Raw genomic sequence first — 26,576 nt, 5'->3', positions numbered from 1 at the left:
TACTCCTCAAGGGGTCGGAGGGGACGGGGAACGGGGCTGCGGCAGCGGGTCTCCACGACCGAGCGGACTTCGGTCCGGAGGTCCGGGCGATCGGTGACCCGGGGGAGGGCTCCGGACCGGGGACCATGCCCCCGGTCCGGAGCGCTGCGCCCGATGTCATGCGCGGGACCTCCGGAGCACCCAGATGAAGTACGGAGCGCCGACCAGGGAGACCATGAGGCCCGCCGGCATCTGGGCAGGTGCGACGAGAGTGCGGCCGAGGGCGTCGGCCACGCAGACCAGCACTCCGCCGAGCAGCATCGCGACCGGGATCACCCGGCCGTGCCGGGCGCCCACCAGGGACCGGGCGAGATGCGGGGCGACGAGCCCCACGAAACCGATGACGCCGACGGCGATCACGCTGAGCGCCGCGAGCACCGCGGCGATCGCCAGTGCGGCGAAGCGGGTGCGTTCCGGCCCGACGCCGACCACGCGCGGGGTGTCCTCGTCGACGGCGAGCAGGTCGAGCCGGTGACGCATGCCGAGCAGCACGGGGAGCGCGAGTACCAGGGCCACCGCGACCGGTACGACGTCGGGCAGCGTACGCCCGTAGGTCGTGCCGGAGAGCCAGGTGAAGATCCGGGGTGTGTTCCACGGGTCGGCACGCAGCAGGAGGAAGGTGGTGACGGAGCTGAGGCCGTACCCGCAGCCGATGCCGATCAGCACGAACCGGTCGGGCAGGAAGCCGCCGCGCCAGGCCAGCAGGGCGATCACCGCGAACGTGGCGAGCCCCGTCGCCACCGCCGCGGCGATGAGCACCGGCCGGCCGCCGGACAGGCCCGACGTCGCGACGCCCGCCGCCCCCAGCCCGGCACCCGCCGTGATGCCGAGGACTCCCGGCTCCGCCAACGGGTTGCGGACCGAGCTCTGCACGACGCATCCGGCCAGCCCCAGCGCCGCGCCGGCGAGCACCGCGGCGACCACGCGCGGGACCCGGTCGTCGAGTGCCTGGCCGATCAGGTCCGGGGCGGCTCCCCGCATCCAGAGAGCGATGTCCCCCGTCCGCAGCCAGAGGCTCCCCGCGAGGGTCGCCACGAGGACCGCCGCGGCCAGGAGCGCCACCGCGCCGAGCACGACGAGGAGGAACGCCCGGCGCGACCGGACGGCGACCCGCGCGCGTGGGGGTTGCCGGAGTCCGCCCGCGTCGCGCAGACGGAGTGCGAGGACCACGATCACGACGGCGCCGAGCAGCGCGGTCGGTACGCCCGTGGGAATGGAGGCGGCCTCCCCGGCGCCCTGCACCGCGCGCAGCGCCGCGTCCGCGAGCAGGATGAGCAAGGCGCCGAGCATCCCGGAGGCGGGCACCATGAGGAGGTGCCGACGCAGCGCCCGGACCCGTCCCGCGAGCAGGCGGGCCAGGACGGGGGCGCCGAGTCCGACGAAGGCGATCGGCCCCGCGAGCGTCACCGACGTGCTGGTCAGGAGCACCGCGCAGAGCACGGCGGTCACCCGGGTGGCACGGATCGGCACGCCGAGGGAGGACGCGGCGTCGTCGCCGAGGCCCATCACGTCCAGCTTCCGGGACATCGCCAGGGCGACGCACAGCACCACGGCCATGAGGGGGAAGGCACGTACCGACGCGTCGATGTTCAGCTGCGCGAGCGAACCGCTTCCCCAGGCGAACAGGCCGGTCGTGTTCTGTTCGAACAGGATGAGCAGCATCGCGGTCGCCGAGTCCAGGGCCATCGCCATCGCCGATCCGGCGAGGATGAGGCGGGTGCCCGAGGTGCCGGCGGCCCGGCCCGCGAGGGCCGGCACGAGCGCCGCCGCGAGCAGGCCGCCGGCGAAGGCGACGGCGCCCGATGCCCACAGCGGAACGGTGAGGCCGAGGGCCGCGAGGAGCGAGAGCGTGAAGTAGGCCCCGGCCGTGACCGCGAGGGTGTCGGGGGAGGCGAGCGCGTTGCGCGTGACGGACTGCAGCAGCGCGCCGGCGGCGCCGAGGGCGAAGCCCACCGCCACGCCCGCGAGCAGGCGCGGCAGGCGCGAGCCGGTGAAGATCTCACCGACCGGCGCCCCGCCCGTGTCCTCCCGGTCCCCGGCGAGATACCGAACCAGGTCCCGGACGCCCACACCCGACGTCCCCTGGGTCAGGTGCCACATGCCCACCACGGCGACCCCGACGAGAAGGAGCACCAGGACGGCCGCCCCGGTGGAGCCGCGGCCGTGATCGGTGCGCGGCTCAGGTTTCCGTCCGGGGACCGGTGCCGGCGGTGTGCCCACCTCTCGCCGGACGTCCGCCTCCTGCCGAGGGTTCACCTCTTGCTGAGCGTTCACTTCCTGCCGAGGGTTCACTTCTTGTCGAGCACGTCGACGTACGCGTCGATCGCCTGCTCGCAGGAGCGCGGACCGCCCGCGCCCCACACCCGCGCCGGGAACGCGTGTGCGCGACCCTCCTTCACGGCCGGGAGCGACTTCCAGATCGGGTTCTTCTCCAGCGCCGCGACGTATCCTCCCGCCCCTTCGTCGTCGGCGTGGAAGAGGTTGGCCTTCCCCACGGCGGAGAGTCCTTCGACATCGGTCTGCGCAAGGCCGTAGGAGGGGTCGACGCCCCCGTTCCCGTGGGCCTTGTCGACGTCGTCGGTTCAGGCGGGGGTCATGCCGAGCTCTTCGCCTATCGCGGTGAACAGGGCGCCCTCGCCGTAGGGGCGGACGGTGAGGTTGCCCCCCTGGAGCCATCCGTCGAAGAACAGGAAGTCCTTGGTCGGCAGACCGGCGGCGGTCACCTGCTTCTTGGCCGCGGCGAGGTGCTCGTCGAACTCCTGGAGTACCCGATCGGCCCGCTCGGTGCGCCCCGTGGCCTCGCCGATCATGCTGAACACGTTCTGCATGTTCTTGATCGGGTCGGCCGGATCAGCCCCCAGCGTGGCCAGCACCGGCACGCCCCGCTTCTCCAGCTTCTTGATGATCTCGTCGTCGGCCTTGAACGCCTCCACGACGACGAGGTCGGGCTTCGTCGCGAAGAGGGTGTCGAGGTCGGGCTCCTCACGGGTACCGATGTCCTTCACCCCGTCGGGCAGTTTCTCCGCGCTCACCCAGGTGCTGTATCCCTTCGCGTCGGAGACCGCGACGGGGGTCACGCACAGGGTGAGCGCGTCCTCGATCTGCTGCCATTCCAGGACCGCGATCCGCTCGGCGGGCTTGTCGAGCTTCACTTGACGGCCGACGCCGTCCTTGATGGAGACCGGCTTCGTCGATGTCGTGGTGGTGTCGTCCGCGCAGCTCTTCGACGAGGGCGACGCGTCACCGCCTGCGGCCGTCGTCGTGCTGTCAACACTGGTCGTGCCGCAGGCCGTTGCGGTGAGGACGACGGCGAGCCCTGTGGCGGCTGTTGCCGCCAGGCGACGGGCACGGTTCATGGGGGTTCCTCTTCCGGGTGGTTCGGTGGAGCGATTTCAAGCGCCGTGGCGGGCAGAGCCTGCCGGAGCGACCCTCAGCGATTCGTCGGAGCGGCCGATGTGCCGCTCCGGGCGGAGTGCCGCCCGAGCGGGTCGATGCGAAGACGGCCCGTACGGGGGTCCACTTCGACCTCGACGCGGATGTCGTAGACCTCGCCGATGTTCTCCGCGGTGAGGACGTCGACGGGTGGGCCCGCCGCGTGCACGCGGCCGGACCGCATGAGGACCAGGGTGTCCGCGACGCGGGAGGCGTGGTCGAGGTCGTGCAGCACGATGCCCACCGCGACGCCGTGCTCCTCGACGAGGTCGCGCACCAGGTCGAGCGTCTCGATCTGATAGCGCAGGTCCAGGTGGTTCGTCGGCTCGTCCAGCAGTACGACGCCGGTGTCCTGCGCCAGGCAGGCGGCGAGCCAGACACGCTGCATCTCCCCGCCGGAGAGTTCCCCGGCCGGCCGGTCGGCCATGTCCCGCACGCCGGTGACGTCCATGGCGTGCTCGATGGCGCTCCGGTCATCGGCGGACAGGCCGGTGAAGCCGCGCCGGTACGGGTGGCGTCCGAACGCCACGACCTCCGAAACCGTCAGTCCCTGTGGCGCGGGTCTCGACTGGGAGAACAAGGTGACCTCGCGTGCGAACCGGCGTGCGCTGGGCAGGGCCGCCGCGCGCTCGGGGTGCCCGTCACGGGTGCCGAGCGTCACCCGGCCGTCGTCCACCGGGTGCAGCCGGGCGAGCGCGCGCAGCAGGGTGGACTTTCCGCTGCCGTTCGGTCCCACCAGAGCGGTCGCGCGGCCGGGCTCCAGGGTCAGCGAGACGCCGTGGACGACTGGCGTCCTGCCGTACCGCAGTACCAGGTCGTGGCCGTTGAGGGTGGTCGTCGGGGAGGCGGGGGCGACGGCATGCCGTTCGGCGCGCCGGGAAGAGCCTGTGAGCATCGGTGGATCCGGGTGACTGGAGGGGCAACGACTGCGGCACCCTCCGTCCGGTCGTCGCCGACCGGGCCGCGAACTCCCCCGTCTCCGGTACGACCGGACCCGGCGAGCAACAACTAAGGGTTACCTAACTAAGGGGAGGCTATCTTTCGCTCGCTCTGTCGGCAATCAGGAGTTCCGGACACCCGATACGGGATTCCGGACACCGGCCGGGGCATCGTCGGCCGGGGCGAAGAACGCGCCCGGAGTGGTTCCCATGACCCGCCGGAAGGCGGCGATGAACGTACTGGGCTGCGCGTAGCCGAGCTCCTCGGAGACGGCCTGCACATCGAGGCCCTCGGAGAGCAGTGTCAGTGCCCGATGGGCGCGCAGCATCTGCCGCCACTGCGCGAAGGAGAGTCCTGTCGCATGGCGGAACGCACGGGCGATCGTGCGGTCACTGATCCCCAGCGTGCGCGCCCACTCGTCCAGCGAACGGCAGTCGGAGGGATCGTCCAGCAGTGCCTCGGCTATCGCATCGATCCGGGCGTCGCCGGGCAGCTGCAGCGCGAACTGGCGCTCCGACGGTTGGAGCACGTCGAACACCACCGACTCCGCCCGCGCCCTGGCCGCGGCGTCGAGATCCGTGCGGGTCAGATGGGTCAGCAAGGACTCCAACACCGGCGTCATCGTGATCGCCGTCGGTCCCTCGAACGCGAACGGCGTGCGGTCGGGAGCGAAGAAGGCGTCGTGGAACTCCACACCCGCCGTCGTCCGCCCCCCCGTGCACCACTCCGGCCGGCATCCACAGCCCGTGCCCCTCGGACACGGTGAAGACCCGGTCCTCCACCCGGGACGTCAGCGTCCCCCCGCGCACCCAGACGAGCTCGTGCAGATCGTGCGAGTGCGGCGCCCACTCCGTGGGAACGGGAGGAACCTGCGATTCGGCGAGGATGGCGAAGGGCGCCGTAGCCCGCCCCGGAAGCTTCGTGGCCCGGCGCACCACGGTGCCCGTTTCGCGCCGCCACATCCCGGAGCTCGCACCATTACGGGATGATTCGACCATGCGGGCGAGTGTATCCAGGGCCCGCGTCGACGCCGTACGCCCGGGGCGGTCGCCGTGAGCGGGCGGGAGGGCCCGGACCCGTGGGCTGACGAGGGGCCGGCGGTCCTGGACCGGACGGCGGGCAAGGTGGTCGTCGCAGTCCTCGGGGGACAGGTCTGCGCATCCATCGGGCGCGGTATCGGTCGGTCCTCACTCCACCGGGCGCCCGAATCGGCGACATGGTAGTTGCCCGGCCCGATGTCCGGTCGACGCATGCCCGCGCGGCGACCGACACATGACCGGGTCGGCACCGCCGTGCGGCGATGTCACACCCCTGGTCCGCCCGGCCCGTCCGGCAGCACGGAACCTTCCCCGACTCGCGTGATGCCCGACTCGTAGGCGAACACCACCACTTGGGCGCGGCTGCGGAGGTTCAGCTTGGCCATCAGCCGGTGGAGGTGGGTCTTGACGGTGGAATCGCTGACGCACAGGCACTCGGCGATCTCCCCGTTCGCCAGGCCCCGGGCGACCAGGCCGAGCACCTCGGTCTCGCGTTCGGTGAGCAGGCCCGTCGCGTCGGCCCCGGGCCGGACCGCCTGCTGAGGCTGCTGATCCCGGGCGTGCTTCTGGACGAGGTGGCGGATGCGGGCCGGAGCGACCAGGAGGTCGGCGGAGAGAGTCGCGTTGACGGCGCCGATCAGCTGCTCGGGCGGCATGTCCTTCAGCAGGAAGCCACTGCAGCCGGCGCGCAGGGCGGCGTGGACGAACTCGTCCTCGTCGAAGGTGGTGAGGACGACGATCCGTGGAGCCGGATCGAGACCGAGGGCGAGGATCTGCTCGGCGGCGGCGAGGCCGCTGAGACGGGGCATGTAGATGTCCATCAGGATGAGATCGGGGCGGTGTTCGCGGGCCGCGGCGACGGCCTCCTCGCCGTCCGCGGCCTCCATGATCGGGCCCAGCCCGTCCACCGTGCGCAGCAGTGTGACGATGCCGGCACGGATGAGGTGCTGGTCGTCCACCACCAGGATGCGGGCCACGGCGCTCCTCGCCCTCGGGTGTTGCTCACGTCATGGTCGGCCGCTGTCCCGATCCCGATCCGGATCTTGAACCTGGGCCCGACCCCGGAGAGCGTCTTTCTCCGGGGCGGGGGAAGCGCCTTCCTCTCCCAGAGGGATGCGGAGGCGTACCTGGAATCCACCCCCGGGGCGTGCTTCGGCGGTCAGCGAGCCGTGCCAAATCTTCGCCCGTTCCCGCATTCCGATCAAGCCGTGCCCGGATCCGGGAGTGTTCGCCAACGCCCCCGGGGCGGCATCCGGCGCCCCCTCGTCCAGAATCGTCACGCGCAGTTCCTGGTCCAGATAGTCGACGGTGACGTCGGCGGCACCGGCCGTGGAGTGCTTCACGACGTTGGTGAGCGCCTCCTGGACGACGCGGTAGGCGCACAGTTCGATGCCTGGATGCAGGGGCCGGCGTGCCCCGGAGAAGTGCACGGCGACGCGCAGGCCGGCCGCCTCCAGACGTTCGGCGAGCGCGGGGACGCGGTCGATGTCGGCGAGCAGGTCGTCGGGGATCGGCGCGGACGGGTCCTCCCGCGCGGACGGGCCCTGTCCGCCCGTCGCGCCGCCGAGATCGTACGTACGCAGCACGACCAGGAGCCGGCGCAGGTCGTCCAGGGTGTCCCGCCCGGCCGTGGCTGCGACGCCGAGCGCCTGGTGGGCGGCGGCGGGGTCGGAGTGGAAGGTGTACTGGGCGAGGCCCGTCTGCAGGGTGACGATGGTCATGTGCTGCGAGATCGTGTCGTGGAGCTCGCGCGCGATCCGGAAACGCTCGTCGAGAACCGCCCGACGGGCCTCCTGGCGCTGCTGCTCGTCGAGCAGGACGGTGAGCCGTCGCAACTCCGCGTTGCGCTGGGCGAGTCGGCGCTGGGTGAGCCCGACGGCACCGGCCACGGCGGGAACGATCAACGCCTGTACGACCGTCACGGGCCAGGGCAGCCGGCCGCACGTCCCGCTGAGAGCGATGACCGCGGCCAGCAGCACCGCACCGCGGACGACACGGCCGCGCCGCTCCCTGGCGCAGACGGAGACGAACGCGACCGCCGGGCACCAGAAGTTGAGCGAGGGTTGGTGTCCCAGGAGCAGATATCCGGCGAATCCCGCCGCCGTGACCACGAGCACGCCGGACACCCACTTCTCCCGGAGTGCGAGAGGCAGGGCGATCAGCAGGGTGAGCAGGTACGCCCCCGGGCCGAACGGCCGCCACGGCTCCGGGTGGTAGAAGGTGCCGACCAGACAGCCGGCGACGGCGAAACCGACGGCCAGAGCCACCGAGGCCGACCGTGGGCGGAGGGCCTGCAGCTCGGGCATCCGGACATGGTAGATGAGGGTCCCCAACTGCTCGTTCCTCAGGGTGAGTCGAAGAGTGGTCGCCGGCCTCGCTGGTGACAGGCGCTGAACTCGGCGTCGGCACGGGCACCGGCGCCGCCGGTGACCGCGGGCATCGGCAGGTGCCGGTACCCGCCCGGTCACGGGCGGCAGGAGCGTTCCCCCGTCGCCGCTCCTGCCGCCCGCACCGTCGTGGGCCCCCTCGTCGGTCGGCACGCGCCGGGCCGCGGCCCGACGTGGCCGAACCTCCCCCTGCCGAGCGGGCCGGCCCGGCGGTACGACCAAGGCGCCATACTCTCGCCTTCCTCGTCCATCCGGTACGCCGACCATAGAGAAGGCGGACACGGTGGGCATCCGGCAGCAGTTCACCGGTCCCGTCGACTTCCGGAGTCGTCCGGCCCGCGAAGGTCAACCGGCGCGGTACCCCGACCATGCCGCGGGGCGGCAGCGGTCAACCGGAGGGTGACGGCACCGGACCGGCGCACCACGGAGATACGGCAGGAGTTGGCGCGGAGGTTCAACCCCGTGTGGGACGCCGGCCCCGGCGGCAGTCCGTATCTTCTGAGGTCACGACGGTCCGGAGGACCACCGGCGCCGCGATCGGAAGCGAACCGGGGAAGTCGCCACCGGCATGCCCTCGACAGGGCGTGCCGCATCACGCAACGGCAATCACGCAACCGCATACGGGGGAACCACCATGCGTACCGCACGCAAGACCATGAGGAACTGCGCCCTGGGAGCCGCGGCCGTCGCCGCGCTGCTCTCGACCGCCGCCTGCAGCCCCGACTCAGGGGCCGGGAGCACGGGAACCACACCGTCCGGCACCGCGAGCGCGAGCACCGGAGAAAGCACGAGCGCGACTCCCTCCACCCCACCCGGCTCCACCGCGCCCGGCGCCGGCAACGGCAGCGACGGGCAGAAGGGGACGGCCACCGGACCCGGGAATTCCGGCGGATCGGGCGGCAAGGGCGGCGAGGGCGAGGGCGATGTCGGTGGCGACGGCGTTCCCGGCCCCCTGTGTACCGACGACAGCTTCACGATCACCGCGTCGACCTCCCCGCACGACTCGCTCCAGCACATCCTCCTCACTGCCACCAACACCGGTGACAAGGCGTGCGTCCTGGGCGGATATCCCGCCGTGGTCTTCGAGGACGCGAACCATCAGGCGAGCGTCATGAAGTCCCAGCTCGAGGAGTTCCTGGTACAGCCGGGCAGGAAGGCGTACGCGGGCGTCCGCCTCTTCCGGACCGGCATGCCGACGACCGCGGTGAAGAAGATGGGCGTCAGCCTCTCCTCGGAGGGCTACGAGCAGAACGTCCCGCTGCCCGGCGGAACGGGTTTCGTGAACATCGACGACGACCCCGAGGTCACGTACTGGACCGGCAGCGAGGACCTGGCCGTGAAGCAGTCGCTCGCCGAGTGATCCCCGCGATCCCGGTCACGGGGCCGGGAAGGAACGGCCGTGGTCAGTCCTCGGGAGTGATCGGCTGCCATTCGTAGCGTCGTGTGCCGGGAACGTGCGCGCACGACAGGGCGTAGCCCTCGGGGCTGAAGGCGACACCGTACTCCTGATCCGCGGGGCAGGAGTGGAAGGCGGTGGGCCCTTCGGGGTCGGCGGGGCCGCGCTCGGCGCCGGGAGGAACGGTGCGGGTGGGGGCGCCCGACGGGCTGCTCCCACCGGGCGTGGTCGGGCCGCCGGGATCGCCGCCGACCAGCACCGCCGTCGTGGCGAGGCCCGCGAGGAGTGCGGCACCGGCGGCGAGGGCCACCCATGGGCGTCGGCGGTGGGGGGACCGGTCGGCGGCGGGAAGGGGCGCGTCGCCGAACTGGTCGGGGACGATGAAGGTCTCGTCCTGCCACTCCAGGGGCCAGTTCTCGGGCCCGAGGGCGACGCGGGCGGCGGCGATCGCGTCGCGGGCCGCCGCGGCGGTGGGCCGGTGCTCGGGCCGCTCCGCGGTCATGGCGGCGAGCAGCGTCGGCGGGGCGCCCAGAGCACGCAGTACGAGCCCGGCGGCGTAGACGTCCTGGGCGGGGGAGCTGTCGGCCCCGGCCCGGATCTCGGGGGCGAGGTAGTCGGGCGTGCCCGGGACGAAGGCGGGAGCGGTGAGCCGGAGGTGGGGCAGGACGCGGGCGATGCCGAAGTCGCCGAGGCAGGCGTGGGGGCGGGCGGTCCCGGTCGCGGCGAGGAGGACGTTCGAGGGTTTGACGTCACGGTGTATGAGGTCGGCGGCATGTACCGCGGCGAGCGCGTCCAGGAGCTGTTCGGCCAGGAGCAGGCCCACGGCGGGCGGCAGCTCGCCGTAGTCGGCGAGGAGTCCGGCGAGCGTGCCGCCGCGGACCAGGGGCAGCACCAGCCATGCCTCGCCGTCGCGGACGAACCAGTCGACAGGGGCGAGGACATGGGGGTGTCCGATGCGTACCGACGACGCGCTGGGTGCCGCGGTGGGTGCCTCGCGGGCGGCGGTGGACGCGGGCTGGTACCCGCATTCCAGCCAGGTCGGGCAGACCGGCAAGAGCGTGTCGCCGCAGCTGTACATCGCCTCGGGGATCTCGGGCGCGATCCAGCACCGGGCCGGGATGCAGACGTCCAAGACGATCGTCGCGATCAACAAGGACGCCGAGGCCCCGATCTTCGACCTCGTCGACTACGGCGTGGTCGGCGACCTCTTCCAGGTCGTCCCCCAGCTCACCGAGGAAGTCAACACCCGCAAGGGCTGACACCCCGGACCGCGGCGCCCCGGGACCGGGGCGCGCGGTGATCCGTCCACCGGCCCCGCCGACGCTCCCCCGCGTCGGCGGGGCCGGTCGCGTACCACCCGGACCGGGCTCCGCCCCGACGCGTGCGCCACGGCGCGGCGCCGGGCGGTACGCTCACCGGGGCACGGTAAAAGCACGGCAAAACGCGCTCGTCAAGCGGCTCCCCGGACCTCGCGGGCGATCCTTTTCGGACTTTCCCGCCCGCAGGGCCCGCACGGCTCCTGCACCCCCTTCACCGGCTCTATGCTTCTACACGTCTGTAGAGTTCTGGCGCTTCCTCCGGATGTGCCCGTGCTCCCCGCACCCCTCGTACGCACATAAGGGAGTGAACGCCGCCATGGTGTTCAAACGACTGCTCGGCTCGCTCGGCGTGGGCGGCCCCACCGTCGACACGGTCCTCGATCCCGGGGCGGTCGCCCCGGGCGGGCCGCTGTCCGGTCAGGTCCGTCTCAAGGGCGGCAACGCCGACTTCGACATCGAGCACATCACGCTGGAGCTCGTCGCGCGGGTGGAGTCCGAGCACGAGGAGGGCGAGAGCGAGGGCGTCGTGGCCTTCGAGCGCCTCACCGTCGGCGGCGGCTTCCGGCTGGCCGAGGGCGAGCAGCGCAGCGTTCCGTTCACGGTCGCCCTGCCGTGGGAGACCCCGATCACTGAGCTGTACGGGCAGGACCTGGGCATCGTCCTCGGCGTGCGCACCGAGCTGGCGGTGGCCGGGGCCAAGGACAAGGGCGACCTGGACCGGCTCACCGTCCGCCCGCTGCCGGTGCAGGAGGCCGTCCTGGAGGCGTTCGGCCGGCTCGGTTTCGGCTTCAAGTCCGCCGACCTGGAGTACGGGCACATCGGCGGCACCGGTCAGCAGCTCCCCTTCTACCAGGAGATCGAGCTGTCCCCGGCGCCACAGTACGCGCACGCGGTCAACGAGATCGAGGTGACCTTCCTCGTCTCGCCGGGCGGCATGGAAGTGGTCCTGGAGGCCGACAAGCGCGGCGGCCCCTTCTCCGACGGGCACGACGCGCTCAGCCGGTTCACGGTCCCGCACGACGGGGTGGAGCACCAGGACTGGACGGCGCTCGTGGACGGCTGGCTGCGGCAGCTGGTCGAGCACCGGTCGGCGTACGCGGCGGAATCCGCGTACGGGCACGACGGCCCGTACCCCGCCCGGCACGGGCACCACTCCCACGACGACGGCCACCGTTCCGGACCGGGCATCGGCACGGCCGTCGCGGTGGGCGCCGCCGGGCTCGCGGTCGGGGTCGTCGGCGGCATGGTCGCGGCCGAAGTCGTCGACGAGGTCGGGGACTTCCTCGAAGGCGACGACGAGGACGAGGGCGACGACTGATGTTCGGGATCAGCGAACTCGCGATCATCCTGATCGTGGTCATACTCGTCCTGGGCGCCAAGCGGCTCCCCGACCTCGCCCGTTCCGCGGGCAAGTCGGCCCGCATCCTCAAGTCCGAGGCCAGGGCCATGAAGAACGACCCGGACGGCGACGGGCAGACCGCGCCGCCCCACGTCATCCGCGGCGAGACCGTCGACCGCCGGGACACCGGGGCCCCGGGGCCGGACACGGGCCGGCCCCCGGGACACGCCTGACCCATATCCCCGAACAGCCGTCGGGCCGCTCGTGCGAGCGGCCCGACGGCTGTTCGGGGATGTGGTGCTTCCCGGGTGGGGCCGTGTCAGGCGGTGGCCCTCAGGAGTTCGGCCCAGGCCTCCACGGCCGGGCGCTCGGCGAGGTCCGCGACGGCGATGTCGATGCCGTGCGCCTCCCGCCAGCGGCCGACCAGGGCCATCAGGCGGATGGAGTCGAGTCCGTAGTCGACGAGGTTCTCGTCGTCGGGGATGTCGTCGACGGATTCACCGAGGATGTCGGCGATGTCCTCGCGCATCTGCTGCAGGGTCAGTGCCACGGGGTCAGATCCCTTCCAGGACGGTGCCGGCGGTGGTGACGACGGCGCACCGGCCGGCGGCCCAGCGCAGGGCCATGGCGTGTTCCTCGGCCGAGAAGTCCGCCACCGCGTCGGCGACGACGAAGGCCTGGATGTCGCGCATCCAGGCGTCGCAGGCGGTCATCAGCACGCCGATGTGGGCGTAGACGCCGGTGACGACGAGCTGGTCACGGCCGAGGGCGGCCAGCCGGTCCGCCAGGTCGGTACGGGCGAAGCCGCTGTACTTCCACTTGGTCACGACCTCGTCGTCGGGGCCGGGCGCGACGGCTTCGGCGATCGCCGCGGCCGTGGGGTCGTCCGGCAGGCCGGAGCCCCAGAAGTCCTGTTGCAGGCCGCGTTCCTCCCGGGTCTGCCCGCCCGGCTGGGCGGTGTAGAGGACGGGGATGCCGAGTCGTGCCGCGCGCTTCTTCAGGGCGGCCACGCCCGCCAGGAGTTCCGGGACGGGGGACGCCTCGACGTCGTAGGCGGAGAGGAAGTGGTTCTGCAGATCGTGCACGAGCAGGACCGCGCGGGCCGGGTCGACCTTCCAGTCGACCCGGTTCGCCGGCAGATCCGCGGCGGCGGGCATGGGGTACGGGGTGATCCTGGGCAGGGCCATGTGGGTGTCTCGTTCAGTCCTGTGCGGGGGCGGACGGCCGGGGAGCGGCCGGTTCGGGGGTGGTGACGGGTGAACACACCAGTGTTCCGCCAGACCCGAAAGCGCCCGTAGACGGTCGGCCACGGCCCGAACTCGGCCGGCATCTCACGCCACTGCGCGCTGGTCCTGAACCGCCAGATCACCCCCTCGAACTGATCCCTCAGCCGCTCGGGGTACGGACCGTACTCGCCGATCGGCAGATACGGCTCGATCAACTCCCATTGGTTATCCGTGAGTTGCCTACGCGTCACGACCGCATTCCTACCGGATCCGCCCTCCAGACGGACCCGGATCCACAGGATTGATCACGACATCACACAGGCCCTAGGCGGGATGGTCATACGGGCGATGCGACGGTCCTGGATCACCAGGTTCTTGTTCTGGTACGGCGAAGTCACGGGCCCGGTCACAGGTGAGTCGGTGAGATCAACGATGTCCTTCCCGGTCTTCCGCCCGGCGGCAGGATCGCCGACCCCCTGAACGGCCTCGATCACGAGGGTCAGCCGGTCCCCTTGCTCCTGGGAAAGTGCTTCTCCATCGGCTGCTGTGCCTCGGCCGACTGCGAGTCTCCTCCGGAAAAGTCGTTGTCAGGGGCGGCGCCGAAGCCGAAGCCGACGAACGACACCACGACCACACCGACGATCAAAATCAGGAGAACCAGGCGGCGGCGCCGGAAACAGAAGCGACCCGGTCCCGCCGGAGTCCCGCCCGCAGGGGAGTTCCGGTTGCCGTCATCGCCTCCTCATGCCCCTGTCCTTGTCCCTCCCTCACACGAACGCGCGCTCGTAGCCGGGGCGGTCAGCCGGTCAGCCGGTCAGCCGGTCAGCCGTTCGGTGCGGCGGGAGCGGACCCGGGCCAGTCGGCCGAGGACCGCTGCGATCGGCCCCAGCAGCAGGGCCAGGGCGCCACCGATCACTCCGTTGCCGGTGCCGGGACCGCCGTCGGCGACGGCCAGATTCACCACGCCGATGACGATGCCGATCAGCCCCGCCACCAGGGACACCAGGGCCCCCTTCTTCCCGTTGCCGTTGCCGATTCGGCCGGCGGAGCGAGCCAGGGCCAGGACGCCGATGACCACGCCGGCCAACGCCACCAGTGCGGCCACGGTGCCCACGAGCCGCCCGGTGGTCAGGTCATGGGCATCGACGGCGATCGGCTGGGCCGAGGCGTGCGCGGCCGCCGGTGCGGCAAGCCCGAACCCCCCGAACAGGGCGCCTGCGCCGACGGCAAGCACGTAACGGACGGACATGAGGTGCTCCTTCTTCTCGTGCAGCTCCTGCTGCTGGGTGTCGTCGGATCCTGGCCGTCGGGCCCACCGCCGGTCGTCCCGCAGACGGAGGCACTTTGCACTGCCGCCGATGGCACAGGCGGCTGCTTCGGACGCTGCAGGAACCGCGCAAGTACTGCGGACGCGGTAGAGGGCCGCTCGTCCGCGAGCAGGACTCGCCCGCGCGGGCATCTGGTTAGGGTGCGCGCATGGACAGACGACGGTTCGCCGTCCCGGCCGGGGCCGGGGACCGGGTGATCGCTGTGGGCGTGGCGGCGCTGATGCTGGGCACCGGATGGTCCGGGGAGCACACGGGCACGGGGCCCGGCCTGCTCGGCTACGCGCTCCTGGCGCTCGGCGGCCTGGCACTGGCCGCGCGTCGCCGGGCTCCGGTCGTCGTCCTGGCCGTCACCGGGCTGTGTGCGGTGGGGCACCAGGCAGCCGGGCTCGACGTGCTCGCCGTCGCGTACTTGGTCGCGGTGTACGGCGCGGTGCGGGATGGGCACCGCGCCCTCGCGGCGACGGCGTCCGTGACCCTGCTGGTGGCTCTCCAGCTCACGGCCCTGGTCGTCCGCGACGGGCCCGTGGGCGAGGCGTTGGTGCGGGCCCGCGGCACCCTGGAGATCGCCTGGCTCATCGCCGCCTTTGCCGCGGGGGAAGCGTTGCGGCAGGCGGAGCAGCGGGCGAAGGAAGCCGAGCGCACCCGGGAGGAGACCGCGCGGCGCCGCGCCGACGAGGAGCGACTGCACATCGCGCGGGAGCTGCACGATTCGCTCACCCACCAGATCTCCATCATCAAGGTGCAGTCCGAAGTCGCCGTCCACGTGGCCCGCAGACGCGGCGAGAAGGTGCCGGAAGCGCTGCTGGCGATCCAGGAGGCCGGACGCGAGGCGAGCCGGGAGCTGCGCGCGACCCTGGAGGCGCTGCGCGACGACGACACGACCCCGCCACGCGGGCTCGCCGACGTACCGGAACTGGTGGAGCGGGCCGGCAGGACCGGTCTGGAAGCGACGCTGACGATCGAGGGGCAGCGGCACGACGTGCCGGCCGCGGTGGGCCGGACCGCCTATCGGATCGTTCAGGAGTCGCTGACCAACATCGTCCGGCACTCCGCCGCCACCACGGCATCGGTCCGGATCGACTACCGGCCCGACGCCCTCGCGCTGCGCATCGACGACGACGGCAAGGCCACGCCGGACACTGCCCCGGTGCCCGGCGTCGGGCTGCTCGGCATGCGCGAACGCGTCACCGCCCTCGGCGGCCTGCTGCGCGCCGAACCGCGCGGCGAGGGCGGCTTCACCGTCCGGGCCGAACTCCCCGTGGAACACACGTCGTGATCCGCGTCCTGCTGGTCGACGACCAGCCACTCATCCGCAGCGGATTCCGCGCACTCCTCGACCTCGAGGACGACATCGAGGTGGTGGCCGAGGCCGCCGACGGCGAGGAGGGCCTGGAGCTCGCCAGGGAACACCTGCCCGACATCGCGCTCATCGACATCCAGATGCCGGTGGTCGACGGCATCGAGGCAACCCGGCGCATCGCCGCGGACCCAGCCCTGGCCCGGGTGCGCGTCGTCATCCTGACCAACTACGGCATGGACGAATACGTCTTCGACGCGCTGCGCGCCGGCGCAGCCGGATTCCTCGTCAAGGACATCGTCCCGGACGACCTCCTGCACGCCGTCCGTGTGGCCGCACGCGGTGACGCCCTGCTCGCCCCCTCGATCACCCGCAAGCTGATCGACAGGTACATCTCCCAGCCGCTCGACACCGGTGCCGAGGCCGGGCTGGAAGAGTTGACCGGCCGCGAACGCGAGGCCGTCGCCCTGGTCGCGCGGGGCCTGTCCAACGACCAGATCGCCGACCGCATGGTGATCAGCCCCCTGACCGCGAAAACCCACATCAACCGGGCCATGGCCAAGCTCCACGCCCGTGATCGCGCCCAACTCGTGGTCCTCGCCTACGAATCCGGCCTGGTCACCCCGCGCAACTCCTGACACCCACGGGCCACGACCACCGCCCAGCTCCGCAGTCGTCGGTCAGAAAGTGAGGGCGCTGGTTGAACCAGCGCATCACCACAGGATCCGGCTTCCACGGCGTCTGCGTCGATGACGTGGGACTCGCCCCAGCCGCAGGGAAGTTGACGCGAAGTGAGGCGTGTCCGTCGAACGCGAGCCCGCGGCCTGCCGCGGCGGCCGGTACTGGAGGGCAGCAGAGGTCGGATGCGGTCCCACTGCCGGCCAGTCGGCCGGGTGTGACGAGGCGTCAGGACCGGGCCGCAGAGGTATCGCGCACCCGGTCGGCATCCCGGCCGGGCTCAGTCGATCGTCTTGATCACCCGGGCGGGCACTCCCGCGACCACGGTGCCGGCAGGAACATCACGAGTGACCACCGCACCGGCAGCGACCACCGCACCGCCGCCGATGGTCACCCCCTGCGTGATCATGGCAGCCGTTCCGATCCAGACGTCGTCCTCGATGACGATCGGGGCGAAGGAGAGGTACTCGCGGCGGTCGGCCAGGGGCAGTGGATGACCTCCGGTGATGAGGCTGACCTTCGGGGCGATCATGACGCCGTTGCCGATACGGATGCCTCCCTTGTCCATGAAGGTGCATCCCTGGTTGACGAAGACGTTCTCCCCGAACGTCGTGTTCAGCCCGTGCTCGGTGAAGAACGGCGGGTAGATCGTCACCGACTCCGGCAGCGGGCCACCGAACACAACAGAAAGCAGTTCCGCGCGACCTTCACTGTCGCTGAACGGAAGCGCGTTCAGTCGAGACGTCGCGTCGGTCACCTCCACGATCCGCTCCGCATGACGCGCGAACTCGGGCTTCTGGACATACATGATCTGATCTGTGCGAGTGGACATGCGCTGATCCCACCACCCTGAAGAACCCACGATCAAACAACCTCGGGGCCGACCAGCGACAACCAATCGTTGTGAAATTAGGGTGGGAGTGTGGATGTTGAAGCGATGCGGACGTTTGTGACCGTCGCCGAGGCCGGCCAGTTCCAGGCAGCGGCGGACGAGCTCGGGATCAGCCAGCAGGCAGTCTCCAAACGGATCGCGACCCTGGAGAAGCACCTCGAGGTCACTCTCCTGGTACGCACCTCCCGCGGCTCCCGGATGAGCCCGCACGGGCAGGTCTTCCTGCCGCACGCCAAGAAGGTCCTGACTGCTGTCGAGCAGGCCGAGCAGGCCGTGCGCCCCGGCAGCCGGCCCTTGCGCGTCGACGTCCTCAACCGGCGCATCGCTCCTGCCCAGGCCGTCTACCGGTTCTACCGCTCCCACCCCGAGACGAACCTCGACGTCGTCACACTGAGCAAGAAAAATGCCGCCCAAGCCGCCCAGGCGGTGGTCGATGGGACTGTCGACGTGTCCTTCCGTGCTCTGCCGACAGGCCAGGTCCCGGCCGGGATCAGTGCCGAACGACTCCTGGACGGACCTCTGGAGCTCCTGGTCGGACCCGGTCACCCGTTGGCGGACGCGCCCTGGGTCAGGCCTGCGGACCTGGCCGACCACCGCATCTGGATCCCCGGGATCAGGCCCGGCACGGAGTGGGCGGCGTTCTATCGGGCACTGTCCGAGGACTTCGGCCTGAGCATCGACGCACTCGGCCCCAACTTCGGTGACGAGGCCCTGATGGACGCGCTGGCCGAATCGGCCTCGCCGGCCACCCTCGTCGGCAGTGGGGACCGGTATGTGTGGCCCCGGGCCCACGACCTGCGGCGCATCCCGTTGCGCGAACCGACTCCGGTGTACACACACATGCTGCTGTCCCGCACCGGAGACCAGCACCCCGTGCTGACCGCGCTGCGCGACCATCTGCGCACCTCAGGGCTGCGCACCCCGGACGACGTGTGGGCACCGAACTGGACAGACCGCTGACCGGCCGAACGCTTCGACTCGGACGGTTTCCTACGTGGTGAGTTTGACGAGTCGTTTGCAGCAGCAGCGGACGCGGCAGCGGCAGAAGGCGGCGATGCGGTCGATGACGGCCTCGTGCGGCCTGGCCCTGGACTCCGGCTCTGGACCGGATGGCAAACCGGCGATGCCCGGTGGACTTCGGGACCCCGAAACACGGCGGCAGAGCCCGCCGGGCACAGCCGCTCACCAGCACGTGGACGATCGTCGCGAACAGGGTCTCATCAGGCGTGTCCTGCGTCCCGCCGCCCTGCGGCCGCACCCTCGACGGCGGGATCAACGGCTTCGCGATCTCCCACGGCCCCTCCGGAACAACCCAACTCCACGTATCCCGCCCCATGGACAGCCCAACGAGCAACTCACCACATGGGGTTCTGGCACAACTTCTGTGACGCCACCACCGTCCTTCACGACAACAGGACTGGTTTCCCGCGGAGTTGGAAGCCGGCGAGGCCGAACGTCTTTGCCGGGGCCCGGTCGACGCCGGTGGTTCGGTGCCTGCCCATGGACTCGGCCCTTACCTGGACCGCTTCCAACTCCTCCACTGTCCCGCTGAGTACACGTACTCAGGTGCTGGCTGCCGGCCCCCTCCATGCTGGGGCGCGAACGTCGGACCGTCTCAGAGGGACATACGCATGAACCACGCCCTGCAGTTGCGCACCGCCACGCCTCGGGATCACGACTGGATCCACGAACTGCGCCACCGCGTGTACGCGGAGGAGCTCGGCCAGCATCCGGTGGATCCGTCGGGAAGGCTGAGCGACGGACTCGACGGCGACAACGTCTATCTCGTGGCCGCGCGCGGCAAGACGCGGATCGGCTTCGTCAGCCTCACTCCGCCATGGGTCGGCCGCTACTCCCTCGACAAGTACCTGACGCGCGAGGAGCTGCCGGTCCTGACCGAGGAGGCGCCGTTCGAGATCCGCGTCCTGACCGTCGAGGAGCACTGGCGGTCCACCGCGGCGGCGCCACTCCTCATGTACGCGGCGCTGCGCTGGGTCGCGGCGCGGGGCGGCCGCCGGGTGGTGGCGATGGGTCGTACGGAGCTGCTCGACATGTACCTCGCCACCGGTCTGCGGCCGGTGGGGCGCACGGTCCGCTCGGGCGCGGTCTCGTTCGAGATCCTCAGCGGCTCCGTGGCCGAGCTGACGAGGACGGTCGCGGAGCGCCACGGCCGAATCCTGGAACGGCTGCGGACGGGCCTCGACTGGCAGCTCGACGTGCCCTTCGCGCCGCGTGCGGACGGCTGTGAGCACGGCGGGGCGTTCTTCTCGGCGATCGGCACCGACTTCCGTACCCTGGCCCGTCGGCACGAGGTGGTCGCGGCGGATGTGCTGGACGCCTGGTTCCCGCCGTCCCCAGGGGTCCGGGCGATCCTCGCGGAGGATCCGGGGTGGGCGGCCCGGACCTCGCCGCCGACGGGCGCGGAGGGACTGCTTGCGGAGATCGCCGGGGTCCGCGGCCTGCCGGTGGAGTCGCTGGTCGTCGGGGCGGGCTCGTCCGATCTGATCTTCCGCGCGTTCGGCCGGTGGCTGACACCGCAGAGCAGGGTGCTCCTGCTCGATCCGGGCTATGGGGAGTACGCCCATGTCACCGAGCGGGTGATCGGCTGCCGGGTCGACCGGCTCCAGCTGCGCCGGGAGGACGGCTGGCTGCTCGACCCGGCCCGGCTCGCCACCGCGACCGGCGACGGACGGTACGACCTCGTGGTCGTGGTCAACCCGAACAACCCGACCGGCCGCCACGCCCCGGCCGACGCGCTGCGCGCGGTCATCGAGGCCTCGCCCGTGCGGACCCGGTGGTGGATCGACGAGGCATACCTGGGGTACGTCGATCCGACGGACTCGCTCGCCGGGCTCGCCTCGCTCGACGCCCGGGTCGTGGTCTGCACCTCGCTGTCGAAGATGTACGCGCTGTCGGGGATGCGGGCCGCGTACCTGGTGGCCGGTCCGGAGACGGCCGGGGAGCTGCGGCGCTGGACGCCGCCGTGGCCCGTGAGCCTGCCGGCCCAGCTGGCTGCCGTGACGGCGCTGCGCGACCCCGCGTACTACGCGGGGCGCTGGGCCCGCACCCATGTGCTGCGCCGGGAACTGGCGAACGGTCTCCGGGAGTTGGACGGGTTCTCCTCGGTCGACGAGGGGGTGGCGAACTTCCTCACGGTGACCCTGCCGCCGGACGGACCGAGTGCGGCGCGGCTGGTGCGCGAGTGCCGACGGCACGACGTGTTCCTGCGCGACCTGTCGCCGATGTCCCCGGCGTACGAGGGGCGGACCGTCCGGATCGCCGTCCGCGACACGGCGGAGAACGCACGGATCGTGGCGGCGTGCCGGAGCACCCTGGACGTGTTGCGTACGCCGGTCGCGGTGATGCCGGGCGCACCGGGGCGAGGCTCCCGGTGACGACGGTCGCCGGTCTCGTGCCGTACCTCGGTGGGGCACTGGCGGTCGGAGGCGTCGCGGTGGCGGCGACCCGGCGCCGTGAGCTGCTGGTCCGCTGGTGTGTGTGGGCGCTCGGAGTGCCCCTGGTGACCGCCGCGTTCTGGCTCGGCCCACCGGGCATCGCGGTGCTCGCGGCCGTGGTCGGTGTGGTCGCGGTGGCGGAGTTCGGCGGGCTGCTCCGGCTGGGGCCGGTGGACCGGGCGGTGCTGGGCGCGGCGATCGTCGGACTCGTCCTGACCGCCTGGCTGGCCCCCGGGGAGGTGCTCCGGGTGGCGGCGGCCGGGGCGCTTGCGATCGCCGGGGTGCCGTTGTTCTCGGGTGACGCGGAGCACGGACTCCACCGCCTGGGGGCGGGCCTGCTGGGGTTCGTGTGGCTGGGCGCCCTGGCCGGCCTCGTATCGTCCGGCGCCCTCGGCCTCGTCCTGTTCGTGGCCGTGTCGATCGCCGACATCGTCGCGTACGCGGCGGGTCGCCGTCTCGGCGGCCCCCGGCTCTCCCCCCTGTCGCCCGCCAAGCGGTGGAGCGGCACACTGGCCGGGGCCGCGGCCGGTCTCCTCACGCTGGCCGTGCTGTCCTCCCTGACGTGGCAGACGGCGGTGGCCGTGGCCGTCGGCGGCCCGCTCGGGGACCTGCTGGAGTCGATGGTCAAGCGGGGCGCCCACGCCAAGGACGCCGGTCGTTGGCTGCCCGGCTCCGGCGGCATCCTCGACCGGATCGACTCCCTCCTCGTCGCTCTGGCGGTGCTGTTGGTGCTGGGGTGAGCCACGAAGCGGTGGCTTCGTACGCGGCAGGCGGCGTCGGCTCAGCTTCTGCGACGCCGCGGCCCTCGTGATCGACCGCATCAAGACCGCCACCGGCCCGGACGCCCAGGAACCCGAGGCCGTCATGGACGACACCATTCCCGAGAAAAGGCCCGAGATTCCCGAGAAGGCCCGAGACCGCTGGAACCATCGCAGCGCCGACCCGCCTCGCCGCCCTGCCCGCCCGGTCCGGCACGTTGGACGGTGCTGTCACCGCCTCCGTGCCATGGGGCCGAAGTCCCGAAGACCCCTGCCCGCTTCCGGTCCTGGACAACCGGGCGCAGTGAGGCCCGGATCCGGATCCGTGGCCTCGAACGCCCGGAGGAGCCGGCGCAGCCCCGGGGTGTGGTTCTGCCGGCGCGTTGTCGTGGGGTCTTCTTGGGGCGCGTCTCGTTCAGTCGAGGCGGTCGTACGCGCCCGGTTCCCAGTCGACGAACAGGGTCAGCGCCTTCTCGGTCTCGGTGCGCTCCGGTTCGGTGGCGGTGGCCGGCCACCAGTTCTCGACCCGGTGCGCGTCCACGAGAACACCCCCGCGGTATCCGTCGAAGTCACCGGGGTCTTCCGCGACACCGATGTGGATGGGCGAGTCGTCGGGAAGGTCCTTCAGCGCCTCGCGGAGCTGCGCGGCGTTCCAGGTCTGCGGGGCGTGCTCGAAGATTTCGGTCATGGGCACAGGCTGCCGGAGCAGGGGCCCCTGGCAGGGAAGACACGGCTGTGACCTTGGGACAGAGCACTGGTTCGGGGGCACGGAGGGCTGGGCGAAAGCCGTGGACCATCGCCCACCAACTCGCCCCACACGACAACCACACAGGCCCCTGACCAGGCCGTATGGCGTGTGAGTAACCCCCGTATGCCACGCTGTGCCCCGCTGTCGACCGGGCGGCCCGCGTGTCGTGCGGGGGAGTCACCACAACCCTCCGGCCGCCTCGCCTGTCTCACAGAGCACAGACCTACGTACGGAGTACCACCGTGAGAAGAACCGCTGTCCTGCTCGCCGCGTCCGCCGCCGCGCTGCTCGCCCTGACCGCCTGCTCGGCCGACGAGAAGGACGTCACGAAGCCCGCGCCGGAGGCATCCGCCCCGGCCGCGGAGGAACCGCCGGCCGACGACAGCGGGAAGAGCAGCGATGCCGAGAGGGCCGCGGGCATTCCGGATGCGCCGATTGGTGACGCCCGTGACGCGTACCTGGACGCGATCGCGGCTGTCGACCAACGGCTGATCGTGGACGAGCAGAAGGCGATCGACGCCGGGCGGAACCAGTGCTCCTCGCTCGCGAAGCCGAACGACAAGATCGATTGGGCGGCGGCGCAGCGATTCGGGAACGACGCCCAACCGTTGACGGACGCACAAGGCAAGGCGCTGAACGAGGCGCTGCGCAAGACGCTCTGCCCGAAGTGACGACATTGCCGACCGCTATCGGCCTGTGAGCCGATCAGGGTGGCCCCGGCATGCCCGGAAACAAACGCCCCGTCGCCCTCTCGCCGCGACGGGGCGTTCTGCATGCCCGGACCTGGGCCCCGCGGTGAGGAGGTGACGCGCCCATGAGCCGACCCCTCACCGAAACCGGCCGGCGAGCGGTACGCCGGCACCACGCCGCGGGCATGGGCCGCAGCGACATCGCCCGGAAGATCGGCCGCAGCCCGAGCACCGTCTCAGAACTCGTCGCCGGGGCCGGTCCCGGTTTCGACCGCGCCGCCGAAGTCCCCACGGCAACCGCCGTCCGGAAAGCAGGCCCTGACGCTCGGCACACCGAGGTGGCGCACCGGCTGCACGACGTGGCCGAACGCGAGATCGGCCGCATGACCCAACCCCAGCTGTATTTCGACCGGGGCGGGTCCATGCACACCTGAGCCGAGCGGGAACGGCTCGAGCCGACGTCGGCCGACCGCCGCACCCTGATGGCGACCGCCGCGACCGCCGCGACCGCCGCGACCGCCGCGACCGCCGCGACCGCCGCGACCGCCGCGACCGTGCTCGACCGCTCGCTCAAGCTCGCACGGTCGAGGACCGACCCGGACGTATGTGGGCTGACCTGCGACGGCTCGGGGCCAGGCGGGCCGGGCGCCCTGACATCGGCGGCCCGGCGGCCCGTCGGCGTCGGCCCGCCGGCCGTCCGGCCCGGCGGACGGGGCGTCGTCACGCAGGGACGTCGAGCGGCGGGTGCTCGAGCACGTGGGGCTTGTACTCGACCAACTGGATGCGGCCGTCGAAGGTGCGGTGCTCGATCATCTCCAGGGCAACGTCCGGATAGCCGTCGTAGATGCGTTCTTCACCCGTGGCCCCGGTGATCACCGGGAACATCACGACCCGGAAGCGGTCGACGAGTCCGGCTCGCAGCAGGGACCGGCACAGGCTGAGGCTGCCGATCGTGCTGAGGAGCCCCGAGCCGCTCGACTTCATGGCGCGGACCGCCTCGACGGCGTCGTCGCGGACGAGCGTGGAGTTGGCCCACGTCAGCGGCTGCTGGAGAGAGGAGGAGAACACCACCTTGGAAGCTTGCGTGAGCTCGTCGACGGACGCCTCCTCCTCGGGCCTGAACTCGTCCTGGCCATCCGGGACCTCGCCTGCGGCGAAGCCCGACATCAGGCGGTAGGTGTTCGCTCCCATCAGGTAGGTGGCCCCGGGCTGCTCGCCGAGCCATGCGAGGTACTCCGGGCCCTCGAGGCCCCAGAACCCGGGCCACCCCTTTCCCGACGCGTAGCCGTCGAGGGAGGTGATGAAGTCGACGAGAAGCTCCGACATGGCGGTGTCCTTTCCTGGGATGTCACGAGCTTGGACCGGCCGGAAGTCAAAAACTCATCGGTCGCGCTGTGGAGCCACGAGAAAACGACTCGGCCAACCATCACGTGGCTCTGTCGATGACGAAGAGGTTCTGGCACGGATCTTGGGGAGTCGTCGCGGAGCGTTACCACGTTGTTCGATCGTGAGGAGACAGGCTCGCGTGAGACCTCGTACGCCCTCTCGGACCGAGTCCACGACCGATACCGGCGCAGGCTGGAGGACCTTCCACTCGCTGAACAGGGCTTTGTGATCCGGTTGACGGTCCGGCGTTTCATCTGTGGGGCGGCGGACGTTCGCCGAGCCGTCGTCCCGGCTGACTGCCCCGTACGCACGGTTTGCCGGGCGGCCCGACCGCGCCCCGGAGCGAGTGGGGCTCGCGCCGGCCGGACGGGCCGGAGCAGTGGAAGCAGCAGCTCACCCCAAGCCCGGGTGTGCGGGGTTCGCCGGGGCGAGGGTCGTGCAGGGCGCGGCCGCCCGGCCACCGGGAGAGCTCGGTGGCCGGGGCGACACCGTCGGCGGCTTCTTCGGTGTGCCAGCCGCGGAGGTCCGGCAGCAGGCCCTCCAGCGGCCCGCCAACGAGTTCGGCGCAGGTCCGCTGCAGGAGCGGGCCGATGGTCCTGCACGCGGAAAGCCGTGCGGCAGGTGCTCCCCCGGGATCCCGGTGCGGCCGGCGCGGAGGATCGCGTTCACCACGTCCCACAGCCACAAGAACATCCCGAGACACCAACCACCCGGATCGGATTCCCTCTCAGGACACTGGTGCGCGAGTGGCACCTGCGCGCCCTCTGCGCGTGTTGCGGTGTGCGAAGGCTCGATCCCGCTCACGTGGCGGTTGTGGGCCATTCGTCGGGAGCGAAAGATCCTCGACGGGCACCGCTGTCTGCGGGTGCCCCGTTCAGTGAGCCATGGCGGGGGATGAGGAGCATCCGTGAAGGCAGCAATGTTCTACGGCAAGGAAGATCTGCGGATCGAGGATGTGCCGGAACCAGAAGTCGGCCCCGGTCAGGTGAAGATCCGCAACGGGTACGTCGGTATATGCGGTGGTGATGTGCACACCTACTCTCACCCGGAGGCTTCGCCCGTCGATCTCTTCCGTCCGCCCGGTGCCCGGATCGATCCCAGTGCCACGGTGACGGAGCGAGCGGCATCAGGAGTGCGGTGGTCTCAGGCGCAGTTGCAGCATCGCCTCGAACCGGGCCTCCGGGTCGGCGAGGTCGATGTCCGCGACCGCGGCCAGCCGTTTGAGCCGGTAGCGGAAGGTGTTGGGGTGGACGTGCACGGCGGCCGCGGCGGCGGGGACGTCGCCGAAGGTGCTCAGCCAGGCGTCCAGGGTGTCCGTGAGGGCCGTGTTGTGCTTGGCGTCGTGGGCGAGCAGCCGTACGACCGGGCCGTCCGGCAGGTCGTCCTCGGCGGTGATCCGGTCCGTCAGCTCCTCCAGCAGCGCGGCGGCGTAGACGTCCGACAGCCGGGCGGTCCGGCGCCGGGTGCGGCCGGAGCCGAGGACCCGCAGCGCACGGTCCGCGTCGGTGCGGGAGCGGCGCAGTTCGGCCGGGCGGGCGGCGAGCCGGCCGACGCCGATGACGGCGGGGACCCGGTCGCCGACCCGACCGAGGAACGCCTCGGCCACCCGCAGCCCCTGCTCGTCCGATCCGGCGGGCAGGACCGCGTAGGTGACGCCCCCGAGGGTGGCCGTGGCAGTGCGGGGGTGGATCGCGGCCAGGTGCAGGGTGAGGGCCTCGGCGGCGCGGTGGCCTGCGGCGACCCGGTCGGGCGCGGCCGGCTCGCCGGTCACCGTGAGGGCGAGCACGCAGGCCGGCTGCGCGGCCAGGCCGAGCCGGGCGGCGGCCTGCGGGGCGTGCATGCCGCCTTCCAGGACGGTGGCGAGCAGGTCCGCGCGCAGTCGGCGTTCGGCGTCCTCGCCGGTGCGGCGGCGCAGCAGGTGCAGGGCGGCCACCTTCGCCGCCTCCTGGAGTGCCCGGGTGCGGTCCTCGCTCGGCGGGGCGTCGACGACGACCCAGATCGAGCCGAGGATCTCGCCGCCGGCGCGGACGGCGATCGCGGCCCGGGGCCGGTCCGAGACACCGTCGATGTAGACGGGTTCCTCCTTCCGGTAGAGGGCCTGGAAGGCTCCGGCCATCTCCAGGGCTCGCAGTTTCTCGGCGGGGACCTGACGGCCCAGCACGGTCGCGATCCTGGCCCCGTCGGCCTCGTCCTGTCTGCTGGAGAAGGCCAGCACCCGCCCGCTCCGGTCC

The 26,576-nt window shown here is 71.7% G+C and carries 23 protein-coding genes and 5 pseudogenes; 11 read left to right on the top strand and 17 right to left on the bottom strand.

Annotated features, from left to right (window positions below; translation table 11 throughout):
* Window positions 1-156: 156 nt before the first annotated feature.
* The 6 genes and pseudogenes from EAO76_RS03000 to EAO76_RS02975 form a co-directional block, all read right to left on the bottom strand.
* Entirely contained in the window at window positions 157-2,259 is a 2,103-nt protein-coding gene (locus tag EAO76_RS03000) for an iron ABC transporter permease (protein WP_148833144.1), read from the bottom strand.
* Window positions 2,260-2,327: 68 nt separating this feature from the next.
* A pseudogene (locus tag EAO76_RS02995) lies at window positions 2,328-3,395 on the bottom strand (iron-siderophore ABC transporter substrate-binding protein).
* Between the two features lie 74 nt (window positions 3,396-3,469).
* Window positions 3,470-4,366, bottom strand: a complete 897-nt coding sequence (locus EAO76_RS02990) for an ABC transporter ATP-binding protein (RefSeq protein ID WP_148833026.1) — start codon at window positions 4,364-4,366, stop codon at window positions 3,470-3,472.
* Between the two features lie 165 nt (window positions 4,367-4,531).
* Window positions 4,532-5,372, bottom strand: a pseudogene (locus tag EAO76_RS02985) (helix-turn-helix domain-containing protein).
* A gap of 341 nt (window positions 5,373-5,713) precedes the next feature.
* Window positions 5,714-6,424 (bottom strand): response regulator transcription factor, encoded by a 711-nt coding sequence (locus tag EAO76_RS02980; RefSeq protein WP_148833024.1) that lies wholly within the window; start codon window positions 6,422-6,424, stop codon window positions 5,714-5,716.
* Window positions 6,425-6,454: 30 nt separating this feature from the next.
* Window positions 6,455-7,753, bottom strand: a complete 1,299-nt coding sequence (locus EAO76_RS02975; RefSeq protein WP_187438446.1) for a sensor histidine kinase — start codon at window positions 7,751-7,753, stop codon at window positions 6,455-6,457.
* Window positions 7,754-8,468: 715 nt separating this feature from the next.
* Here EAO76_RS02975 and EAO76_RS02970 point away from each other — a divergent pair.
* Window positions 8,469-9,194 (top strand): DUF4232 domain-containing protein, encoded by a 726-nt coding sequence (locus EAO76_RS02970; RefSeq protein ID WP_187438445.1) that lies wholly within the window; start codon window positions 8,469-8,471, stop codon window positions 9,192-9,194.
* Between the two features lie 43 nt (window positions 9,195-9,237).
* On the opposite strand, the gene EAO76_RS02965 is transcribed toward EAO76_RS02970, so the two are convergent.
* The gene (locus EAO76_RS02965; RefSeq protein WP_148833018.1) at window positions 9,238-10,308 is read right to left on the bottom strand and encodes a serine/threonine-protein kinase; all 1,071 of its coding nucleotides are present in this window, start codon (window positions 10,306-10,308) and stop codon (window positions 9,238-9,240) included.
* On the opposite strand from EAO76_RS02965, the pseudogene EAO76_RS02960 reads away from it, so the two are divergent.
* From EAO76_RS02960 to EAO76_RS02950, 3 genes and pseudogenes are all read left to right on the top strand, one after another.
* Window positions 10,196-10,489: pseudogene (locus tag EAO76_RS02960) on the top strand (electron transfer flavoprotein subunit alpha/FixB family protein); the annotation flags it as partial. The gene EAO76_RS02965 and the pseudogene EAO76_RS02960 sit on opposite strands and share 113 nt — an antisense overlap.
* Before the next feature lie 376 nt (window positions 10,490-10,865).
* Window positions 10,866-11,867 carry a sporulation protein gene (locus tag EAO76_RS02955; protein WP_148833016.1) on the top strand — a complete coding sequence of 334 codons (1,002 nt, stop codon included), beginning with the start codon at window positions 10,866-10,868 and terminating at the stop codon, window positions 11,865-11,867.
* Window positions 11,867-12,121: a twin-arginine translocase TatA/TatE family subunit gene (locus EAO76_RS02950; RefSeq protein WP_148833013.1), complete on the top strand. Its 255-nt coding sequence runs from the start codon at window positions 11,867-11,869 to the stop codon at window positions 12,119-12,121. Before EAO76_RS02955 ends, EAO76_RS02950 begins: the two co-directional genes overlap by 1 nt.
* A gap of 86 nt (window positions 12,122-12,207) precedes the next feature.
* Here the strand turns inward: EAO76_RS02950 and EAO76_RS02945 are convergent, their stop codons facing one another.
* The 5 genes and pseudogenes from EAO76_RS02945 to EAO76_RS02930 form a co-directional block, all read right to left on the bottom strand.
* Window positions 12,208-12,438, bottom strand: a complete 231-nt coding sequence (locus EAO76_RS02945; RefSeq protein WP_148833011.1) for a phosphopantetheine-binding protein — start codon at window positions 12,436-12,438, stop codon at window positions 12,208-12,210.
* A 4-nt stretch (window positions 12,439-12,442) separates the two neighbouring features.
* On the bottom strand, window positions 12,443-13,075 hold the full coding sequence (locus EAO76_RS02940) for an isochorismatase family protein (protein WP_148833009.1): 633 nt from the start codon (window positions 13,073-13,075) through the stop codon (window positions 12,443-12,445).
* Window positions 13,076-13,143: 68 nt separating this feature from the next.
* Window positions 13,144-13,365: pseudogene (locus EAO76_RS02935) on the bottom strand (transposase); the annotation flags it as partial.
* 248 nt (window positions 13,366-13,613) lie between these two features.
* Complete coding sequence (locus EAO76_RS45815; RefSeq protein ID WP_262375250.1) at window positions 13,614-13,748, bottom strand: hypothetical protein; 135 nt, start codon at window positions 13,746-13,748, stop codon at window positions 13,614-13,616.
* A gap of 180 nt (window positions 13,749-13,928) precedes the next feature.
* A complete protein-coding gene (locus EAO76_RS02930) occupies window positions 13,929-14,363 on the bottom strand; it encodes a DUF6223 family protein (RefSeq protein ID WP_148833007.1) in 435 nt (144 codons plus the stop codon).
* Between the two features lie 227 nt (window positions 14,364-14,590).
* On the opposite strand from EAO76_RS02930, the gene EAO76_RS02925 reads away from it, so the two are divergent.
* Both EAO76_RS02925 and EAO76_RS02920 read left to right on the top strand, forming a co-directional pair.
* Complete coding sequence (locus EAO76_RS02925; RefSeq protein ID WP_148833005.1) at window positions 14,591-15,718, top strand: sensor histidine kinase; 1,128 nt, start codon at window positions 14,591-14,593, stop codon at window positions 15,716-15,718.
* Window positions 15,715-16,377, top strand: coding sequence for a response regulator transcription factor (locus EAO76_RS02920; protein WP_148833003.1), 663 nt, complete (start codon window positions 15,715-15,717; stop codon window positions 16,375-16,377). Before EAO76_RS02925 ends, EAO76_RS02920 begins: the two co-directional genes overlap by 4 nt.
* A gap of 320 nt (window positions 16,378-16,697) precedes the next feature.
* Here the strand turns inward: EAO76_RS02920 and EAO76_RS02915 are convergent, their stop codons facing one another.
* Window positions 16,698-17,225 (bottom strand): DapH/DapD/GlmU-related protein, encoded by a 528-nt coding sequence (locus EAO76_RS02915; protein ID WP_148833142.1) that lies wholly within the window; start codon window positions 17,223-17,225, stop codon window positions 16,698-16,700.
* Window positions 17,226-17,339: 114 nt separating this feature from the next.
* On the opposite strand from EAO76_RS02915, the gene EAO76_RS02910 reads away from it, so the two are divergent.
* A complete protein-coding gene (locus EAO76_RS02910; protein ID WP_148833001.1) occupies window positions 17,340-18,269 on the top strand; it encodes a LysR family transcriptional regulator in 930 nt (309 codons plus the stop codon).
* A gap of 93 nt (window positions 18,270-18,362) precedes the next feature.
* Here the strand turns inward: EAO76_RS02910 and EAO76_RS02905 are convergent.
* A pseudogene (locus EAO76_RS02905) lies at window positions 18,363-18,645 on the bottom strand (transposase); the annotation flags it as partial.
* Window positions 18,646-18,940: 295 nt separating this feature from the next.
* Here EAO76_RS02905 and EAO76_RS02900 point away from each other — a divergent pair.
* Both EAO76_RS02900 and EAO76_RS02895 read left to right on the top strand, forming a co-directional pair.
* Window positions 18,941-20,704 carry a histidinol-phosphate transaminase gene (locus EAO76_RS02900; RefSeq protein WP_148832999.1) on the top strand — a complete coding sequence of 588 codons (1,764 nt, stop codon included), beginning with the start codon at window positions 18,941-18,943 and terminating at the stop codon, window positions 20,702-20,704.
* On the top strand, window positions 20,701-21,504 hold the full coding sequence (locus tag EAO76_RS02895) for a phosphatidate cytidylyltransferase (protein ID WP_187438443.1): 804 nt from the start codon (window positions 20,701-20,703) through the stop codon (window positions 21,502-21,504). The genes EAO76_RS02900 and EAO76_RS02895 overlap by 4 nt, the downstream gene beginning before the upstream one ends.
* Before the next feature lie 433 nt (window positions 21,505-21,937).
* Here EAO76_RS02895 and EAO76_RS02890 read toward each other — a convergent pair whose 3' ends face one another.
* Window positions 21,938-22,210, bottom strand: a complete 273-nt coding sequence (locus EAO76_RS02890; RefSeq protein WP_148832997.1) for a DUF6225 family protein — start codon at window positions 22,208-22,210, stop codon at window positions 21,938-21,940.
* 302 nt (window positions 22,211-22,512) lie between these two features.
* On the opposite strand from EAO76_RS02890, the gene EAO76_RS02885 reads away from it, so the two are divergent.
* Window positions 22,513-22,941, top strand: a complete 429-nt coding sequence (locus tag EAO76_RS02885) for a hypothetical protein (RefSeq protein WP_148832995.1) — start codon at window positions 22,513-22,515, stop codon at window positions 22,939-22,941.
* Window positions 22,942-23,084: 143 nt separating this feature from the next.
* Window positions 23,085-23,393 carry a helix-turn-helix domain-containing protein gene (locus tag EAO76_RS02880; RefSeq protein ID WP_262375249.1) on the top strand — a complete coding sequence of 103 codons (309 nt, stop codon included), beginning with the start codon at window positions 23,085-23,087 and terminating at the stop codon, window positions 23,391-23,393.
* 286 nt (window positions 23,394-23,679) lie between these two features.
* On the opposite strand, the gene EAO76_RS02875 is transcribed toward EAO76_RS02880, so the two are convergent.
* Together EAO76_RS02875 and EAO76_RS02860 are read right to left on the bottom strand one after the other, a co-directional pair.
* A complete protein-coding gene (locus EAO76_RS02875) occupies window positions 23,680-24,285 on the bottom strand; it encodes a dihydrofolate reductase family protein (RefSeq protein ID WP_148832993.1) in 606 nt (201 codons plus the stop codon).
* Window positions 24,286-25,471: 1,186 nt separating this feature from the next.
* Window positions 25,472-26,576, bottom strand: a 1,105-nt coding sequence (locus EAO76_RS02860) for a CdaR family transcriptional regulator (protein WP_148832991.1), incomplete at its 5' end; no start/stop codon positions are given.

This window comes from Streptomyces sp. sk2.1 (assembly GCF_008120935.1).
Lineage (GTDB): Bacteria > Actinomycetota > Actinomycetes > Streptomycetales > Streptomycetaceae > Streptomyces.
This window is presented reverse-complemented; position numbering and strand designations above follow the sequence as displayed.